Here is a 17926-nt window from a genome sequence, read left to right as displayed (position 1 = left end):
CTGGGCACCCCGTCGGCCGGTCCTCACGAGTAGGAGAGGCCGCGCTCCTCGCGGGTCCACAGCTCGCCGCCGTCGGCGGTGACGCCCTGGGCCATCAGCTCGCGCTTGAGCACCTTGTTGGTGGCGGTGGCGGGCAGGTCGGCGTTGATCCGCACGTAGCGGGGCCAGGCCTTCGGGGAGAGGTCGGGCTGCTCGGCCAGGAAGGCCTCGAGCTGCGCGGGGGTGAGCTCCTCGCCCTCGTTGAGCACGACCGCCGCCATGACCTGGTCGCCCACGTGCTCGTCCTTGACGGCGTAGACCGCCACCCGGTTGAGCTGGGGGAGCCGCTGGAGGATCCGCTCGATCGGTCCGGCGGCGAGGTTCTCGCCGTCCACGCGCATCCAGTCCGCGGTGCGGCCCGCGAGGTAGATCCACCCCTCGGCGTCCTTGTAGGCCAGGTCGCCGGACCAGTACATGCCGTGCCGCATCCGGTCGGCGTTGGCGTCGGGGTCGTTGTAGTAGCCCTGGAAGTAGCCGCCGCCGGTGGTGTTGACCAGCTCGCCGACCGCCTCGTCGGCGTTGAGCAGGGCGCCGTGCTCGTCGAAGCGGGCCGGCGGGCACTCGGTCACGGTCTCGGCGTCGTAGATCGCCACGCCGTCCATGCCCTTGCCGATCGAGCCGGGCGGGGTCCCGGGCTCGCGCAGGATGATGATCGCCAGCTCGGTGGAGCCGAAGCCGTCCATCACCTCGCAGCCGAAGCGCCGGGAGAACTCCGCGATGTCGCGGTCGCTGGCCTCGTTGCCGAACGCCACGCGCAGGGTGTTGTCGGCGTCGTCCTCGCGCTCGGGCGTGGCGAGCACGTAGGCCAGCGGCTTGCCGACGTAGTTCATGTAGGTGACGCCGTGGCGGCGCACGTCGTCGAGGAAGCGGGAGGCCGAGAACCTCGTGGGGACCATCGTGGCGCCGGAGGCGACGGCGACGGCCCAGCCCGCCACCACCGCGTTGGAGTGGAACAGCGGCATCGAGAGGTAGCAGACGTCGTCGGGCGTGATGGTGAAGCGGTCGACCAGGTTCAGCCCGGAGAACAGCACCATCAGGTGCGCCACCTGCACGGCCTTCGGGTCACCGGAGGTGCCGGAGGTGAAGATCATCATGAAGGTGTCCATGGCCTCGACCTCGCGCAGCGGCACCAGCCCGCCCGCAGCACCGGCGGCCGCGACCTCCTCGGCCCAGGCGGCCGAGTCGACGTCGACGACCCGCACGTCCCCGAGGTCCACGCCCTCGAGCAGGGGCAGGTGCTCGGCATCGGTCAGCAGCACCTGGCACTCGGCGCGGCGCACGTCGGCGGCCAGCCCCTCGCCGCGGCGGGTGGTGTTGATCCCGCACAGGACGTAGCCGCCCAGCCCGGCCGCGGCCATCGCGCGCAGCATCGAGGGGGAGTTGCCGAGGAGGGTCCCCACGTGGACCGGACGCTCCCGGTCGACTCCCGCGAGGACGGCGGCGGCCTCGGCGGAGGCCTCGGCGAGGTGCTCGCGCCAGGTCCATGACCGGTCCCCGCTGACGACGGCGGTGCCGTCGTCCTCGAGGCGCTCGCGGAGCAGCTGCTGCACGTTCTCGGCCATCGGGCCTCCTGGTTGCGACTGGAACACGTTCTAGTTGACGCGCGTCAACGTATGTCCCGCGTCACACCCGGTCAAGCACCTCGACGTACGTCGTGCCTCGCTCGTCCCGCTCCAGCAACCGTCCGCGACCGGCCACCGGGCCCTGGGCGGCGAGGTCGCGCTTGAGCACCTTCGTCGTCGCGGTCCGCGGGAGCTCGTCGAGGTCGGCGAGCAGGCGCACCCAGCGGGGGCGGCCCTTGGTCGGCAGGTCGCCCTGGGAGTCGAGGAAGGCGCCCACCTCCTCGGCCGAGAGCGGCCGGGAGGTGACGAGCGCGGCCACCACCTGGTCGCCGACGCCCATCGGGCCCGGGTCGGCGACGGCGTACACCGCCGCCTGCTCGACGGCCGGGTGCCGCAGCCAGATCCGCTCCAGCGGCGCCGCGGCGAGGTTCTCGCCGTCGACCCGCAGCCAGTCGGCCGTGCGACCGGCGAAGTAGACCCACCCGTCGGCGTCGCGGTAGGCCAGGTCGCCGGACCAGTACATCCCGCCGCGCATCCGCTCGGCCTCGGCGGCGGGGTCGTCGTAGTAGCCGGCGAAGGCCCCGCGCCCGGTCGTGTTGACCAGCTGCCCGACCGCCTCGTCCGCGTTCAGCAGCCGGCCCTCGGCGTCGAAGACCGCGTCGGCGACAGGGGAGCCGTCCTCGTGCAGCACCGCGACGCCCGGCAGCGGCCACCCCAGCGCGCCGGGCGGCATGTCGGGGCGCCGCTGCACGACGACGGCGTTCTCGGTGGAGGAGTAGGAGTCGACGACGGTGCAGCCGAAGCGCCGGCCGAACTCCGCGATCGCGCGCTCGTTGGCCTCGTTGCCGAAGACCAGCCGCAGCGGGTTGTCGGCGTCGTCGGCCCGCTCGGGCGTGCCGAGCACGTAGGTCAACGGCTTGCCGACGTAGTTGGCGTACGTCGCCCCGAACCGTCGCACGTCGGGCAGGAACCCGCTCGCGCTGAACCGCCGGGCCAGCGCGACGGTCGCGCCCCCGGCCAGCGCCGGGCCCCAGCCGGCCATGACGGCGTTGGAGTGGAAGAGCGGCATCGAGAGGTAGGCGACGTCCTCCGGGCCGAGCCCGAACCGCTCGGCCAGCATGGTCCCCGGCCCCGCGACCTTGGCCTGGGTCACCCGCACCGCCTTGGGGTCCCCGGAGGTGCCCGAGGTGAAGATGAGCATGACCAGGGTGTCGGCGTCGACGTCGGCCTCCGGCACGGGTGCGCCGCGGTGCCGCTCGAGGAGGTCGGACCAGTCGGGTGACTCGACCGGCACCACCGGGACCCCGACGTCCCCGAGCAGGTCCGCGTGCCCGGCGTCGGTCAGGACGAGCTGGCAGTCGGTGCGTCGCACGTCGCCGGCGAGCCCCTCACCGCGGCGGGTCGGGTTGAGCCCGACGACCACGAGGCCGCCGAGGGCGGCCGCGCCGAGGGTCAGCAGGAAGTCCGGGGTGTTCTCGAGGAGCACGCCCACGTGCGGCGGCCGGTCGGGGTCCAGCAGGCTGCGCAGCGCGGCGGCGCGGTCGCACCCCTCGGTGACGACCTCGGCCCAGGACAGCTGCTCGTCCTCGAACAGCAGTCCCGGGCGCGGGTCGTCGCAGCGGGCCAGGAGCAGGTCGCGGAGGGTCTCGACGCCCGCTCGCTGCGCTCGCTGCTCGACCACCGGGGGTGCGGTGGGTCAGGCCGGCTCGGCCGCGAGCACGCGGCCGATCGAGAGCGCCTGCTCGGTGGCGCCACCGAAGGCGAACTCGAGCCGCTTGGCGGTCGTGAAGTAGCGGTGCGCCTCGCCGTCGAGGTCGATGCCGACGCCGCCGTGCACGTGGACGGTCGTGTGGGCCAGGCGGTGGGCGGCGTCCGCGGCCCACAGCTTGGCGATCGCCACCTCGGTGTCGGCAGGCAGGCCCTCCGCGAGCCGCCAGGCGGCCGACCACAGGGTCAGCCGCTGGCCGAGCACGTCGATGTAGCCGTCGGCCAGTCGCTGCGAGACCGCCTGGAACGTGCCGATCGGGCGGCCGAACTGCTCACGGGTCTTGGCGTACTCCGAGGTCAGCCGCAGCGCGCCTTCGGTGATCCCCAGCAGCTCCGCGGCCGTGGTGACGGTGACCAGGTCGCCCAGGCGGTTCGCGGTGCTGCCGTCGAGCGCGCCGACCGGGGTGCCCGGCGTGCGCAGCAGGTCGAGGCGGACGACGGTGTCGCCGTCGCTCGTGCGACCCGGGGTGGTGCCGGCGCCGGTGGCACCGGCCTCGACCAGGAACACCCCGACGCCGTCGGGCGTGGTCGCGCTGACGAGGTACGCCGCGGCGCGGTCGCCCGCGCGGACCAGCGACTTGCTGCCGGACAGCACCCACCCCTCGTCGGTGGAGGTGGCGGAGACGACCGGGAGGGTGGGGAGGTGCGTGCGCTCCTCGGCCAGGGCCACGGTCAGCACCGACTCGCCGGTCGCCGCACCGGGGAGCCAGCGCTCCTGGAGCTCGGGGGAGCCGGCCTCGGCCAGGAGGAGGGCAGCCGCGCCGTGGGTCGCGAGCGGGACCGGCGCGACCCGGCGACCCGCCTCGTCGAGCACCCGGCACAGCTCGATGAGGCCGAGCCCGGCGCCGCCGTACGACTCCGGGACCGCGAGGGAGAGCAAGCCGGCCTCGCCCAGCGCGGCCCAGAGGTCGGGGTCGAAGCGGGAGCCGGTGGTCTCGACGGCCTTCTGCCGGTCGTTGGTCACACGGGCGTCGAGGATCTGCGCGGCCAGCGCAGCGGCGTCGTCCTGCTCGGGGGTGAAGGAGAAGTCCATGGCGGTCCGTCCTGGAGGCAGAGGGAAGAGGGAGGCGGGGTCAGCGCTTCGCGGCGGGCAGGCCGAGACCGACGTAGCCGATGATGTCGCGCTGGATCTCGTTGGTGCCGCCCCCGAAGGTCATGACGAGCGAGGAGCGGTGGAAGCGCTCGAGGCGCCCGGCGAGGACCGCACCCTCGGAGTCGGCGGTGAGGCCGGAGTGCGGGCCCACGACCTCCATGAGCGAGCGGTAGACCTCGGTGGCCAGCTCGGAGCCGTAGATCTTCACGGCCGACGCCTCGGCGGGCGAGAGGTCGATGCCGCGGTCGGCGTCGGAGGCCAGCTTCCAGTTCAGCAGGGTCAGCATCTCGACACGCGCGTGGGCGCGGCCGAGCGCGATCTGCACCCACTCGGCGTCGATGACGCGGTGGCCGTCGGGGTTCTTGGTCTGCTGCGCCCACTCGCGCACCAGCTTCAGCGACTGGGTGAGCGGCGCCGAGGAGGTCAGTGCGACCCGCTCGTGGTTGAGCTGGTTGGTCATCAGCGACCAGCCGCCGTTGAGCTCGCCGACCAGGTTGGAGACGGGGACGCGCACGTCCTCGTAGTAGGTGGCGCTGGTGTGGACGCCGGCGACGGTGTGGACGGGGGTGTAGGAGAAGCCGGGGCAGTCCTTGGGGACCAGGATCATCGACAGGCCCTTGTGGCGGGGCAGGTCGGCGTCGGTGCGGCACGCGAGCCAGATCCAGTCGGCGTACTGGATGAGGGAGGTCCACATCTTCTGGCCGTTGATGACCCACTCATCGCCCTCGCGCACGGCCTTGGTGCGCAAGGAGGCGAGGTCGGTGCCCGAGCCGGGCTCGGAGTAGCCGATGGAGAAGTGCAGCTCGCCGGCGAGGATCTTGGGGAGGAAGTAGTCCTTCTGCTCCTGGGTGCCGTAGCGCATGATCGTCGGCCCCACGGTGTTGAGCGTGAGGTAGGGGATCGGCACGCCGAAGTCGGCGGCCACGTCGGTGAAGATCAGCTGGTCGACCATCGAGCGCGCCTGGCCGCCGTACTCCTCGGGCCAGCCGATGCCCAGCCAGCCGTCGGTGCCGAGCTGGCGGATGACGGCCTTGTAGACGCCCTCCTCGCCGAACTCGCCGGTCGCGGACGACAGGCCCGCGCGGATCTCGGGCGTCACCAGGTTGCCGAAGTACTCCCGCAGCTCCTCGCGCAGGGCGATCTGGGCGGGTTCGAGGGCGAGGTGCATGGGGTGCTCCCATCGGGGCGGAACGGGGGAGGATGAGTCACAGGCGGGGCGCAGGTCCGGGTGTCGCTGGTCACGCCTCGCCAAAAACTATAACCTGTTCTCGTTTTGGTCCACCGTCCCCAGATCCGGGAGGTCCACATGACCGGCACGGCCACCCCCACCGGCACCCGCCACCTCGACCAGGGCATCGCGCCCGACCGCTACGCGCGGGGCTGGCACTGCCTCGGGCTGGAGCGACGCTTCACCGACGGCAAGCCGCACTCCGTGCCCGCCTTCGGCGGCAAGCTCGTCGTCTGGCAGGACAGCACCGGAGGGCTCAACGTCCTGGACGGCTACTGCCGCCACATGGGCGGGGACCTGACGCAGGGCCAGGTCAAGGGCGACGAGATCGCCTGCCCCTTCCACGACTGGCGGTGGGGCGGCGACGGCAAGTGCAAGCAGATCCCCTACGCCCGCCGGGTCCCGCTGCGCGCCCGCACGCAGCGCTACGCGACCGCGATCCGCAACCAGCAGCTGTTCATCTGGTACGACCCCGAAGGCTCGGCCGCCGACGAGTCGCTGCTGCCGCCGGAGCTGCCGGGCCTCACCAGCGGCAAGTACACCGACTGGGTCTGGGAAACCGAGCAGATCGAGGGCTCCAACTGCCGTGAGCTGATCGACAACGTCGTCGACATGGCGCACTTCTACTACGTGCACCTGGCGTTCCCGACCAGCTTCCGCAACGTCTTCGAGGGCCAGCAGGCCACCCAGTTCATGGAGTCCAAGGGCCGCCCCGACGTCAGCGGCGGCTACGGCTCGGAGGAGTTCTTCCTCAAGTCCGAGGCGACCTACTACGGCCCGAGCTACATGATCAACTGGCTCTGGACCGACTACAAGGGCTTCAAGACCGAGGTCGTGCTCATCAACACCCACATCGCCACCGGCCCGGACTCCTTCACGCTGCAGTACGGCATCATCGTGGAGAAGCCCGAGGGCATGGACGACGAGACCGCCGCCTTCATCGGCCAGAAGTACGCCGACATGTTCGGCCAGGGCTTCCTCCAGGACGTCCACATCTGGAAGAACAAGGTCCCGGTCCAGAACCCGCTCCTGTGCGAGGAGGACGGCCCGGTCTACCAGCTGCGCCGGTGGTACGAGCAGTTCTACGTCGACGTCGCCGACATCACCCCCGACATGACCGACCGCTTCGAGTTCGAGGTCGACACCGACAAGGCCAACGAGTTCTGGCAGGACGAGGTGGCGGCGAACCTGGCGCGCAAGGCCGAGGAGGACGCCGCCGCCGAGGCCGCCGCGGACAACGAGGGTGCCGACCCGGCCCTCATGTCGGGGACCTGAGGTGGCCTCCTTCGTCCCCACCGACCCCGAGACCCTCGAGGACCAGCGGCGCTACACGCAGGCCCGGCTCACCCGGGTCGCCTGCCTGGACTGCCTGGCCGCGGTCGGGGTGAAGAAGAACAGCGAGCACCACACCTCGGTGCAGTGGAGCAGCGAGGCCGCGGCTGCGTGCCCCGACCTCGTACGCCGGCGCGCCGAGAGTCCCGACGGACGGCTGCTCCACCACGCGTGCCCGCGGATGTCGGCGAGCATCGAGGCCGCGGTGCGGGACGGGCGGCTGACCATCGGAGCAGAGGACGGATACTGAGCCATCGTGACCGACTCGTACGTGCTGGAGGTCGTCGCCGTCAAGGACGAGACGGCTGACGCCCGCTCCCTCTCCTTCGCCGTGCCCGACGGTGCCGAGGACGCCTTCCGCTACAAGCCCGGGCAGTTCCTCACCCTCGCCGTCCCGAGCGACCGCGACGGTCTCGCGGCGCGCTGCTACTCCCTGTCCTCCTCGCCGCACGACGGGGGACCGCTCACGGTCACCGTCAAGCGCACGGTGGACGGCTACGCCTCGAACTGGGTCTGCGACCACCTCGAGGTGGGCTCGACGATGCGCGTGCTCCCGCCCAGCGGCATCTTCACCCCTGCCTCGCTCGACGCCGACCTGCTGCTCTTCGCCGGCGGCTCCGGGGTCACCCCGATCATGTCGATCACGCGCACCGCCCTCGACCAGGGCTCGGGCCGGATCGTGGTCTTCTACGCCAACCGTGACGAGCGGTCGGTGATCTTCGCCTCCGAGCTCAGGCGGCTCGCGGCCGAGCACCCCGACCGGCTCCAGGTCGTGCACTGGCTGGAGTCGGTGCAGGGCCTGCCGACGGGTGAGCAGCTGCGCGCCTTCGCGTCGGCCTACACCACGTGGGACGCGTTCGTGTGCGGCCCCGCTCCGTTCATGAAGCTCGTCACCACCGCACTGCGCGAGCTGGACTTCCCCCGCGAGCGCCGGCACCAGGAGAAGTTCGTCTCCCTGGGCGGCAACCCCTTCGGCGGCGTGGCCGAGGCGGCTGTTGCTGCCGCGGAGGTCGCGGAGGCCGAGTCGGACGAGGAGGACGGCGGCGCCGGCCTGCCCGAGGGGCCGACCGACCCCGTGAAGCTCGAGGTCGAGCTGGACGGCGAGACCCACGTCTTCGACGACTGGCAGCCGGGCACCACGATGCTCGAGCACCTGGAGGCCAAGGGCGTGAAGGCGCCCTACTCCTGCCGCGAGGGGGAGTGCTCGGCGTGCGCCGTGCGCCTCCTCGAGGGGGAGGTCACGATGCTGCGCAACGACGTCCTGGACGACGAGGACATCGCCGACGGCATCCGGCTGGGCTGCCAGTCGGTGCCGGTCACCGACACGGTGCGGGCGACCTACTCCTGAGGTCGAGCCCGGTGCAGCAGTACCGGTGACGGCCCGAAGCCCGCGCGGCGGTAGAGCGGCACCGAGCGGGTCCCCGCGTGGACCGTGACGCGCTCGGCCCCCCGCTCCCAGGCGTACGACGCGGCAGCGTCGACCAGAGCGGCGCCCAGCCCCTGGCCGCGGTGCTCCGGCACGACGTACAGCGTCTGCAGGTCCCCGCAGCACCGGTCCCAGCCGCCGGGGCGGGGAACCCGGTCCAGCAGCGCCAGCCACACCATCCCGACCGGCTCGTCGCCTACTGGCCGTTGTCGCAGTCGGGACATCCGCTGTCGTGGTGGATGTGGCTCGTGCCGCTGGCCTATGTGCTGCTGCCTCTGGCCACCGGCACGGGGATCGGTCTGGCGAGTCGCGCCGGCCGGACCTGGGTCCGCGTCTTCACGGGACCGGACCCGGCACCGCGTGCCTGGGACTACCTCTTCCAGGGCAACCGGGACGGGTGGATCCGGCTGCGGTTGAAGTCCGGTACGTGGATCGGCGGCGCGTTCGCCACTACGGAGGGCGGGCTCAGGTCCTACACGTCCGGCTACCCGGAGGCTCAGGATGTCTTCTTCGCGACGGCAGCGGATGTCGACCCGGACACCGGCGACTTCCTCTTCACCGAGGACGGCACGCCGCAGCTCCGTGCGGGCGGTGTCCTCGTTCGCTGGGAAGAAGTCGAGTACCTTGAATTCATCGATGCCTAGGAGGCACCCATGAGCGAGAACCCGCGCAAGTCGCGTCGCCTCGTCACCGAGGTGCGCGGCGGGTACAGCTCGTCAGCCAAGCTCGTCAGTGCGCTCAAACCGCCGCCTCGTGGAGCCGCTCCCGGGGCCAGGGCCGAGACGTCCTCCAAGCCCGCCCGGGCGTCGGACTGAGTCGATTCACCAGCCACGCTCGCGCCACTCCGCCAGGTGCGGGCGCTGCTCGCCCAGCGTGGAGTCCCCGCCGTGCCCGGGGTAGAACCACGTGTCGTCGGGCAGCGTGCCGAAGATCTTGGTCTCGACCTCGTCGATGAGCTGGGCGAAGGCGTCGGCGTCCCCGAAGGTCGCGCCCACGCCGCCGGGGAAGAGCGAGTCGCCGGTGAACAGGTGGGTGCCGCCGTCGGCCGTGCGGTGCACGAGTGCCACCGAGCCCGGCGTGTGGCCGGCGATCGCCAGCACCTCCAGCTCGCAGCTGCCCACGGTGACGGTGTCGCCGTGGACGAGGCGACGGTCCACCGCCACCCCCGTCTGCTCGGTGACGGCGTCGGCGTCCGGCTCGCCCACCAGGACGCTCGCGCCGGTGGCCGCGACCACCTCGGCGAGCGCACGGTGGTGGTCCCAGTGCTGGTGGGTGGTCACGACGGTGGCCAGCCCCCCGTCGCCGAGGAGCTCGAGCAGTGCGGGCGCCTCGCTGGCCGCGTCGACGAGGAGCTGCTCGCCGGTCTCGGCGCAGCGCAGCAGGTAGCAGTTGTTGCTCATCTGCGGGTCCACGGCGAGCTTGGTGAGCTGGAGGCAGCCGAGGTCGCGGACCTGCGGCGGTCCGCCGGCCGTCACGTCACCGTCGTAGGAGTCGCTGCTCGTCTGGTCGCCCGGTCCGGGAGTCGTGTGCACGCTCACATCCTGCAGGGCGCCCGGAGGGAACGCGAGGCTCCGCGCGGGTGTTCCGGTCACTGTCGGCGCTGCGTGAGATGGTGCCCGACGGGTCTCGACCGCCGATCGTGCCGGGGCCCGACGTACGATGACGAACACGTGTTCGAGCGGTCCCGACGGGGCCGGGGCCTCGGGCGCGACCGACCGGGCCCGACCCGAGGAGACCTCCCTGTGGCCGACCAGCTGATCATCCGTGGCGCGCGCGAGCACAACCTGAAGGACGTGTCGATCGACCTGCCGCGCGACTCCCTGATCGTCTTCACGGGCCTCTCGGGCAGCGGCAAGTCCTCGCTGGCGTTCGACACGATCTTCGCCGAGGGCCAGCGGCGCTACGTCGAGTCGCTCTCGGCGTACGCCCGGCAGTTCCTCGGGCAGATGGACAAGCCCGACGTCGACTTCATCGAGGGCCTCTCGCCCGCGGTCTCGATCGACCAGAAGTCCACCTCGCGCAACCCGCGCTCGACCGTCGGCACCATCACCGAGGTCTACGACTACCTGCGGCTGCTGTACGCGCGGGCCGGCCGTCCGCACTGCCCGACCTGCGGCGCCCCGATCGAGCGTCAGACCCCCCAGCAGATCGTCGACCGGGTCCTCACCTTGGAGGAGGGCCGACGCTTCCAGGTCCTCGCGCCCGTCATCCGCGGCCGCAAGGGGGAGTACGTCGAGCTGTTCGGCCAGCTCCAGACCCAGGGCTTCTCTCGCGTGCGCGTCGACGGCGAGACCCACTCCCTCGACAAGCCGCCCTCGCTGGACAAGAAGCTCAAGCACACCATCGAGGTCGTCGTCGACCGGCTCGCGGTGAAGGAGTCGGCCAAGCGCCGGCTCACCGACTCCGTCGAGACCGCGCTCGGCCTCTCCGGGGGCCTGGTCGTCCTCGACTTCGTGGACCTCCCCGCGGAGGACGAGCACCGCGAGATGCGGTTCAGCGAGAAGATGGCGTGCCCCAACGAGCACACCATCGACGTCGACGAGCTCGAGCCGCGCTCGTTCTCCTTCAACTCCCCGTTCGGCGCGTGCCCGGCTTGCACCGGCCTCGGCACCCGGATGGAGGTCGACCCCGAGCTGGTGGTCCCCAACCCCTCCGCGACCCTCGGCGAGGGCGCCATCCAGCCGTGGTCCCACGCGCACGTCTCCGACTACTTCCTGCGCCTGCTCGGCGCCCTCGGCGACGAGGTCGGCTTCGACCTCAACACGCCGTGGGAGGACCTGTCGGTTAGGGCGCAGCGCTCGATCCTCGACGGCCACGGCAGCCGCGTGCACGTCGTCACGCGCAACCGCTACGGGCGCGAGCGCGCCTACTTCGCCGACTTCGAGGGCGTGCGCGCCTACGTCGAGCGTCGCCACCGCGAGGCCGAGTCCGACACCAGCCGCGAGCGCTTCGAGTCGTTCATGCGCGAGGTGCCCTGCCCGACCTGCCAGGGCTCGCGGCTCAAGGCGGTCTCGCAGGCGGTGACGCTCCAGTCGTCCTCGGGCGAGCGCAAGGGCATCGCCGACGTCTGCCGCCTGCCGATCAACGAGTCGGCGGCCTTCCTCGCCGACCTCGAGATGACTGCCCGCGAGCGCCAGATCGGCGAGCAGGTGCTCAAGGAGATCCACGAGCGGCTGCGGTTCCTGCTCGACGTGGGCCTGGACTACCTCTCCCTCGACCGTGCCTCCGGCTCGCTGTCCGGTGGCGAGGCCCAGCGCATCCGGCTGGCGACGCAGATCGGCGCCGGTCTGGTCGGCGTCCTCTACGTCCTCGACGAGCCCTCGATCGGGCTGCACCAGCGCGACAACCACCGGCTGATCGAGACCCTCCTCCGGCTCAAGGACCTCGGCAACACCCTGATCGTCGTCGAGCACGACGAGGACACCATCAAGGTGGCCGACTGGATCGTCGACATCGGCCCCGGGGCCGGCGAGCACGGCGGCCAGGTCGTGCACAGCGGCACCGTGCCCGAGCTGCTGGCCCACCCCGACTCCGTCACCGGGCAGTACCTCTCCGGCCGCCGCGAGATCCCCGTGCCCGCGGTGCGCCGTCCGCGCACGGTCGGTCGCGAGCTCACGGTCCTGGGCGCGCGCGAGCACAACCTGCGCGACGTCGACGTGACCTTCCCGCTGGGGCTCTTCGTCGCCGTCACGGGCGTCTCCGGCTCCGGCAAGTCGACGCTGGTCAACGACATCCTCTACACCTCCCTGGCCAAGCAGCTCTACAACGCCCGCACCCTCCCGGGCCGGCACCGGGCGATCACCGGCCTCGAGCACGTCGACAAGGTCATCCACGTCGACCAGTCGCCGATCGGCCGCACCCCGCGGTCCAACCCCGCGACCTACACCGGCGTCTTCGACCACGTCCGGAAGCTCTTCGCGGCCACGCCCGAGGCGAAGATGCGCGGCTACCTGCAGGGACGGTTCTCGTTCAACGTCAAGGGCGGGCGCTGCGAGGCGTGCGCGGGCGACGGCACGATCAAGATCGAGATGAACTTCCTCCCGGACGTCTACGTCCCGTGCGAGGTCTGCCACGGCGCCCGCTACAACCGCGAGACCCTCGAGGTGCACTACAAGGGCAAGACGATCGCCGAGGTCCTCGACATGCCGATCGAGGAGGCGGTGGAGTTCTTCGCCGCCGTCCCCGCGATCGCGCGCCACCTGAAGACCCTCGTCGAGGTGGGACTGGGGTACGTCCGGCTCGGCCAGCCCGCGACCACCTTGTCCGGTGGCGAGGCCCAGCGGGTGAAGCTGTCGGCCGAGCTGCAGAAGCGCTCGACCGGACGCACCGTCTACGTCCTCGACGAACCGACCACCGGGCTGCACTTCGAGGACATCCGCAAGCTCCTGCTGGTGCTCGGACGCCTGGTCGATCAGGGCAACACCGTCCTGGTGATCGAGCACAACCTCGACGTCATCAAGACCGCCGACTGGCTGGTCGACATGGGTCCCGAGGGCGGTTCGCGCGGCGGCACCGTCGTGGCCGAGGGCACCCCCGAGCAGGTCGCCGCCCACCCCGACAGCCACACGGGCCGGTTCCTGGCGCCGCTGCTGGAGGGACGCGAGGCCGAGCAGCCCGAGGCACCGCTGCCCGCCGAGTCGGCACCCGCCGCCGTACGCGCGACCCGCCGGCAGGCGGCCCAGCGCACCGCCAACGAGCGGGCGGCCGAGAAGCGGACCGCGGCCAAGAAGGCGGCGACCACGAAGCGCGCAGCCACGAAGTCGGCAGCCAAGAAGTCGGCAGCCAAGCGGGCTGCGGGGTAGCGGCGAGGGGCCACCCGGGGGTGTGGGGCGGCTGGCTAGGCTCGCCGCACCATCCCCCGAGAGGACCCCGATGAGCGAGCACACCCAGCCCACGGACCAGCCCACCCAGCCCGTCGCGGGCACCCGGCTCTCACGCCGGCACGCCCTCACCGGGGTGGCCGGGATCGGCATCGGCGTACCACTGCTGGCCGCCTGCGGCGGTGACGAGAGCGCGGTGGACCCGCAGGCCGCGACCACCCAGACGCCCGCGACGCCCGAGGCCCCGGCCGCCGGCGAGACCGCGGAGCCCGCCGCCTCGTTCGCCTCGACCTCCGACGTCCCCGTGGGCGGCGGCGCGGTCTTCCCCGACGAGGGCCTGGTCGTGACGCAGCCCAGCGACGGCGAGTTCCTCGGCTTCTCCATCACCTGCCCCCACCAAGGGTGCCCCGTCGACCGGGTCACCGAGGAGGGCATCGTCTGCCCCTGCCACGGCTCGGTCTTCGACCTCGCGTCCGGTGCCCCGACCGCGGGTCCGGCCCAGTCGCCGCTCGGCGCCGTCCAGCTGCGGATCCAGGGCACCGACATCTCCCGCGCCTGACCGGCTCTCCCGGCCCCCTGTCGCCCCACCCCACGGCCGTCGGGCACGGGTGCACCACCCGGCCCGGTGTCGGCGCGCACTCGTAGGCTGGTCCGGTGCCCTCCCGACCCGCCCGCCGCACCACCCGAGGGCCGCTGTCGTACCGTCCCGAGCCCGGCTCGATCCCCACGAAGCCGGGGGTCTACCGGTTCCGGGACGCGCAGGGCCGGGTCATCTACGTCGGGAAGGCCAAGAGCCTGCGGGCCCGGCTGTCGTCGTACTTCCAGGACGTCGCCAACCTGCACCAGCGCACCGCCACCATGGTCACGACCGCGGCGTCGGTGGAGTGGACGGTGGTCAACACCGAGGTCGAGGCGCTGCAGCTGGAGTACTCCTGGATCAAGGAGTTCGACCCCCGGTTCAACGTCAAGTACCGCGACGACAAGTCCTACCCCTGGCTGGCGGTGACCGTCGGCGAGGAGTTCCCCCGGGTCATGGTCGGGCGGGGGGCCAAGCGCCGCGGCACGCGCTACTTCGGGCCCTACTCCCATGCCTGGGCGATCCGCGAGACCGTCGACATCCTGCTGCGGGTCTTCCCGATGCGCTCGTGCTCCAACGGGGTCTTCAAGCGCTCCGCGCAGGTGGGCCGGCCCTGCCTGCTGGGCTACATCGACAAGTGCTCGGCGCCCTGCGTGGGCAACGTGTCCGCCGAGGAGCACCGCGCGATCGTGGAGGACTTCTGCGACTTCATGGGCGGTCAGACCCGGCCCTTCATCCGGCGCATCGAGAAGGAGATGTACGCCGCGAGCGACGCCCTCGACTTCGAGAAGGCCGCCCGGCTGCGTGACGACCTCGGCGCGATGCAGCGCGCCTTGGAGAAGCAGGCCGTGGTCCTCGGTGACGGCGCCGACGCCGACGTGATCGCCCTGGCCGAGGACCCGCTCGAGGTCGCGGTGCAGGTCTTCTACGTCCGCGGCGGGCGCATCCGCGGCCAGCGGGGGTGGGTCGCGGACCGGATGGACGAGGGCGAGACACCCGAGCTGGTGGAGAACTTCCTCCTCCAGCTCTACGCCGGTGACCCCGACTCCATCCCGCGCGAGGTGCTGGTGCCCGCGCTCCCGCCGGACGCCGAGACCCTCGAGGAGCTGCTGGGCGACCTGCGCGGGAGCCGAGTGCGAATCCGGGTGCCCCAGCGCGGCGACAAGCGGACGCTCGCCGAGACGGTGGCCACCAACGCCGCCCAGGCCCTGGCGCTGCACAAGACCAAGCGGGCCAGCGACCTCACCACCCGCAACCGGGCGCTGGAGGAGATCCAGCAGGCGCTCGAGCTCGACGACGTCCCGCTGCGGATCGAGTGCTACGACGTGTCGAACCTCCAGGGCACCGAGGTCGTGGCCTCCATGGTGGTCTTCGAGGACGGCCTGCCGCGCAAGGGGGAGTACCGCAAGTTCGTCATCCGCGGCGTCGACGGGCAGAACGACGTCGCGTCCATGCACGAGGTGATCACCCGCCGCTTCCGCCGGCTGCTCGACGAGCAGGCCCGGTCCGAGCTGAGGCCCGGCGACGAGACGTCCGGCCCGATGCTGGTCGACCCCGAGACCGGACGGCCCCGCAAGTTCGCCTACGCGCCCGGGCTCGTGGTCGTCGACGGCGGTCCGCCGCAGGTCGCCGCGGCCCAGCAGGCCCTGGACGAGCTCGGCATCGACGACATCCCCGTGGTGGGCCTGGCCAAGCGGCTCGAGGAGGTGTGGGTGCCCGGCGAGGAGGACCCGGTGATCCTGCCCCGCAGCAGCGAGGGGCTCTACCTCCTGCAGCGGGTCCGCGACGAGGCCCACCGCTTCGCCATCACCCACCACCGCAACCGGCGCTCGAAGTCGATGGTGGAGTCGGTGCTCGACGACGTGCCCGGCCTCGGCGAGGTGCGTCGGCGGACGCTGATGAAGCACTTCGGCTCGCTGAAGAAGCTGCGCGAGGCCGACGTCGAGGAACTGGCGCAGGTCCCCGGCATCGGGGTCCGCACGGCCGAGGCGATCAAGCAGGCGGTCGCCCCGCAGGGGAGTGGCTCGGACGGGTCCGGCCCTACGGTGATCTCGGTCAACACCGCGACCGGCGAGATCGAGGAGCAGTGAGCATGGCTGAAGGCAGCGAGACCGAGCAGGGGCAGGCCGGCGGCCCGCTGGTGGTCGTCACCGGCATGACCGGGGCCGGTCGCAGCACCGCGGCCAAGGAGCTCGAGGACCTCGGCTACTACGTGGTCGACAACCTCCCGCCGTCGCTGCTGCGCGACGTGGTCCGCCTCGTCGACGAGTCCCGCGGCCCCCAGCAGCCGATCGCCGTGGTCGTCGACGTCCGCTCGGGCTCGTTCTTCGGGACGCTCCAGGCCAACCTCGCCCACGGTGCCACCGGGCGCCGGGCCACCCTGGTCTTCCTCGAGGCCACCGACGAGGTGCTCGTGCGCCGCCAGGAGGCCGCCCGCCGGCCGCACCCGCTCCAGGGCACCGGCCGGCTGCTCGACGGGCTCGAGCGCGAGCGCGCGGTGCTCTCGGACCTGCGCGGGGGCGCCGACCTGCTCATCGACACCTCCGCCCTCAACGTCCACCAGCTCACCGCGCGCATCCGCGAGTCGTTCGGCACCGAGGAGTCGACCCGGCTCCACATCCGCGTCGTCAGCTTCGGCTTCAAGTACGGCATCCCCGTGGACGCCGACTACGTCGCCGACATGCGCTTCCTGCCCAACCCCCACTGGATCCCGGAGCTGAGGCCCGGCACCGGGCGCGACGCCGAGGTGGCGTCGTACGTCCTCTCGCAGCCGGGGGCGGCGGAGTTCCTCGATGCCTACGTGCCGGTGCTGACCGGTGTGGCCGAGGGGTACCTCCGCGAGGGCAAGCGCTTCATGCGCGTGGCCGTGGGGTGCACCGGCGGCAAGCACCGCAGCGTGGCGATGACCGAGGAGATCACCCGCCGGCTGTGCGCCTTGGGCCACCACGCGACCGCGACCCACCGCGACCTCGGGCGGGAGTGAGGTCGACGTGCCCTCCTCCCTCGACCGCGCGCAGGCGGTCGTGGCCCTCGGCGGCGGCCACGGCCTGCACGCCTCGCTGCGCGCGCTGCGCCACCTCGTCGACGACGTGGTGGTCGACGACCTGACCGCGATCGTCACCGTGGCCGACAACGGCGGCTCGTCGGGGCGCCTGCGCGGTGAGTTCGGCGTGCTGCCGCCCGGGGACCTGCGGATGGCCCTGGCCGCCCTGTGCGGCGAGGACGAGTGGGGCCGCACCTGGGAGGGCGTCCTGCAGCACCGCTTCGCCGGCGACGGCGACATGAACGGCCACGTCGTGGGCAACCTGCTCATCGTCGCCCTGTGGGAGCAGCTCGGCGACCACGTGGCGGCCCTCGACATCGTCGGGCGCCTGCTGGGCGCGAAGGGTCGGGTGCTGCCGATGGCGTTGTGCCCGATGGACATCCATGCCGACGTCCGCGGGCTCGACCCGGACGACCCCGACGCGCTGCAGGTGGTGCAGGGGCAGGTCGAGGTCGCGACGACGGAGGGGGTCATCACCGGCGTACGCCTCGAGCCACCGTCACCGCCGACGAGCCCGGACGCGTTGGCCGCGCTCGCCGCGGCCGACTGGGTCTTCCTCGGACCGGGCTCGTGGTTCTCCTCGGTGATCCCGCACCTGCTGGTCCCCGACCTGCGCGACGCCCTGGCCCGCACCTCCGCCCGGGCCGTGGTGGTGCTCAACCTCGCCGAGCAGCCGGGGGAGACCGGGGGGTTCAGCCCCGCCGACCACCTGGCGGTCCTGCTCGAGCACGCGCCCGGGCTGGCGGTGCACACGGTGCTCGCCGACCGGCGCACGGTGGAGACCGCCGGTTCCGAGGCGGCCTGGCACCTCGAGGAGACCGTGACCGCGGCCGGGGCGCGGCTCGTGCTGGCCGACGTCGCCGCCACGGACGGCTCACCGCGGCACGACCCCCGGCGGCTCGCCGACGCCTACGAGCAGGTCATGGCAGGGGCGGACCTCGGGGCCGGCGTGGGGCCCGACGTGGGGCCCGGGGCCGGTGCCGACCCGGGGCCCGGAGGCCCCGCCGAGGGTCGTTGACGAGCGTGCGAGGATCGGCCG

Annotated in this window: 16 protein-coding genes; 10 read left to right on the top strand and 6 right to left on the bottom strand. The window is 72.3% G+C overall.

Annotated elements, in window-relative coordinates; translation table 11 throughout:
* Nucleotides 1-23 precede the first annotated feature (23 nt).
* The 4 genes from fadD1 to ACYVID_RS09660 all read right to left on the bottom strand — a co-directional run bounded on the left by fadD1 (nt 24) and on the right by ACYVID_RS09660 (nt 5629).
* A complete protein-coding gene (fadD1, locus tag ACYVID_RS09675; protein ID WP_460736500.1) occupies nt 24-1601 on the bottom strand; it encodes a fatty-acid--CoA ligase FadD1 in 1578 nt (525 codons plus the stop codon).
* 61 nt (nt 1602-1662) lie between these two features.
* Nucleotides 1663-3282, bottom strand: a complete 1620-nt coding sequence (locus ACYVID_RS09670; protein WP_460736499.1) for an AMP-binding protein — start codon at nt 3280-3282, stop codon at nt 1663-1665.
* Between the two features lie 15 nt (nt 3283-3297).
* On the bottom strand, nt 3298-4401 hold the full coding sequence (locus ACYVID_RS09665; protein WP_460736498.1) for an acyl-CoA dehydrogenase family protein: 1104 nt from the start codon (nt 4399-4401) through the stop codon (nt 3298-3300).
* Nucleotides 4402-4441: 40 nt separating this feature from the next.
* Nucleotides 4442-5629 (bottom strand): acyl-CoA dehydrogenase family protein, encoded by a 1188-nt coding sequence (locus tag ACYVID_RS09660; protein ID WP_460736497.1) that lies wholly within the window; start codon nt 5627-5629, stop codon nt 4442-4444.
* A 138-nt stretch (nt 5630-5767) separates the two neighbouring features.
* Between ACYVID_RS09660 and ACYVID_RS09655 the strand changes: the two genes are divergently transcribed.
* Genes ACYVID_RS09655 through ACYVID_RS09645 form a run of 3 tightly spaced genes read left to right on the top strand, consistent with a single transcriptional unit; the run spans nt 5768 to nt 8369 of the window.
* A complete protein-coding gene (locus ACYVID_RS09655) occupies nt 5768-6964 on the top strand; it encodes a Rieske 2Fe-2S domain-containing protein (protein WP_460736496.1) in 1197 nt (398 codons plus the stop codon).
* 1 nt (nt 6965) lies between these two features.
* Nucleotides 6966-7271 (top strand): hypothetical protein, encoded by a 306-nt coding sequence (locus ACYVID_RS09650; RefSeq protein WP_460736495.1) that lies wholly within the window; start codon nt 6966-6968, stop codon nt 7269-7271.
* Nucleotides 7272-7277: 6 nt separating this feature from the next.
* Complete coding sequence (locus ACYVID_RS09645) at nt 7278-8369, top strand: 2Fe-2S iron-sulfur cluster-binding protein (RefSeq protein ID WP_460736494.1); 1092 nt, start codon at nt 7278-7280, stop codon at nt 8367-8369.
* Here the strand turns inward: ACYVID_RS09645 and ACYVID_RS09640 are convergent.
* The gene (locus ACYVID_RS09640) at nt 8360-8671 is read right to left on the bottom strand and encodes a GNAT family N-acetyltransferase (RefSeq protein WP_460736493.1); all 312 of its coding nucleotides are present in this window, start codon (nt 8669-8671) and stop codon (nt 8360-8362) included. The genes ACYVID_RS09645 and ACYVID_RS09640 overlap by 10 nt on opposite strands.
* Nucleotides 8672-8695: 24 nt before the next feature.
* On the opposite strand from ACYVID_RS09640, the gene ACYVID_RS09635 reads away from it, so the two are divergent.
* Entirely contained in the window at nt 8696-9091 is a 396-nt protein-coding gene (locus tag ACYVID_RS09635; RefSeq protein ID WP_460736492.1) for a DUF6338 family protein, read from the top strand.
* A 9-nt stretch (nt 9092-9100) separates the two neighbouring features.
* Nucleotides 9101-9262, top strand: a complete 162-nt coding sequence (locus ACYVID_RS09630) for a hypothetical protein (RefSeq protein WP_460736491.1) — start codon at nt 9101-9103, stop codon at nt 9260-9262.
* Between the two features lie 6 nt (nt 9263-9268).
* Here ACYVID_RS09630 and ACYVID_RS09625 read toward each other — a convergent pair whose 3' ends face one another.
* Nucleotides 9269-9979, bottom strand: a complete 711-nt coding sequence (locus tag ACYVID_RS09625) for an MBL fold metallo-hydrolase (protein ID WP_460736490.1) — start codon at nt 9977-9979, stop codon at nt 9269-9271.
* 210 nt (nt 9980-10189) lie between these two features.
* Here ACYVID_RS09625 and uvrA point away from each other — a divergent pair, with 210 nt between their 5' ends.
* From uvrA to ACYVID_RS09600, 5 genes are all read left to right on the top strand, one after another.
* Nucleotides 10190-13249: an excinuclease ABC subunit UvrA gene (gene uvrA / locus ACYVID_RS09620; RefSeq protein WP_460736489.1), complete on the top strand. Its 3060-nt coding sequence runs from the start codon at nt 10190-10192 to the stop codon at nt 13247-13249.
* A 70-nt stretch (nt 13250-13319) separates the two neighbouring features.
* Nucleotides 13320-13826: a Rieske (2Fe-2S) protein gene (locus ACYVID_RS09615; protein WP_460736488.1), complete on the top strand. Its 507-nt coding sequence runs from the start codon at nt 13320-13322 to the stop codon at nt 13824-13826.
* Nucleotides 13827-13921: 95 nt separating this feature from the next.
* Nucleotides 13922-15934 carry an excinuclease ABC subunit UvrC gene (gene uvrC, locus ACYVID_RS09610; protein ID WP_460736487.1) on the top strand — a complete coding sequence of 671 codons (2013 nt, stop codon included), beginning with the start codon at nt 13922-13924 and terminating at the stop codon, nt 15932-15934.
* A gap of 2 nt (nt 15935-15936) precedes the next feature.
* Nucleotides 15937-16827, top strand: coding sequence for an RNase adapter RapZ (gene rapZ, locus ACYVID_RS09605; RefSeq protein ID WP_460736486.1), 891 nt, complete (start codon nt 15937-15939; stop codon nt 16825-16827).
* 7 nt (nt 16828-16834) lie between these two features.
* Nucleotides 16835-17905, top strand: a complete 1071-nt coding sequence (locus tag ACYVID_RS09600) for a gluconeogenesis factor YvcK family protein (protein ID WP_460736485.1) — start codon at nt 16835-16837, stop codon at nt 17903-17905.
* Nucleotides 17906-17926 lie beyond the last annotated feature (21 nt).

The sequence above is a fragment of the Nocardioides ginkgobilobae genome, assembly GCF_054781275.1.
Note: the sequence above shows the minus strand (reverse complement) of the source record. Positions and strands in the feature narration are given on the sequence as shown.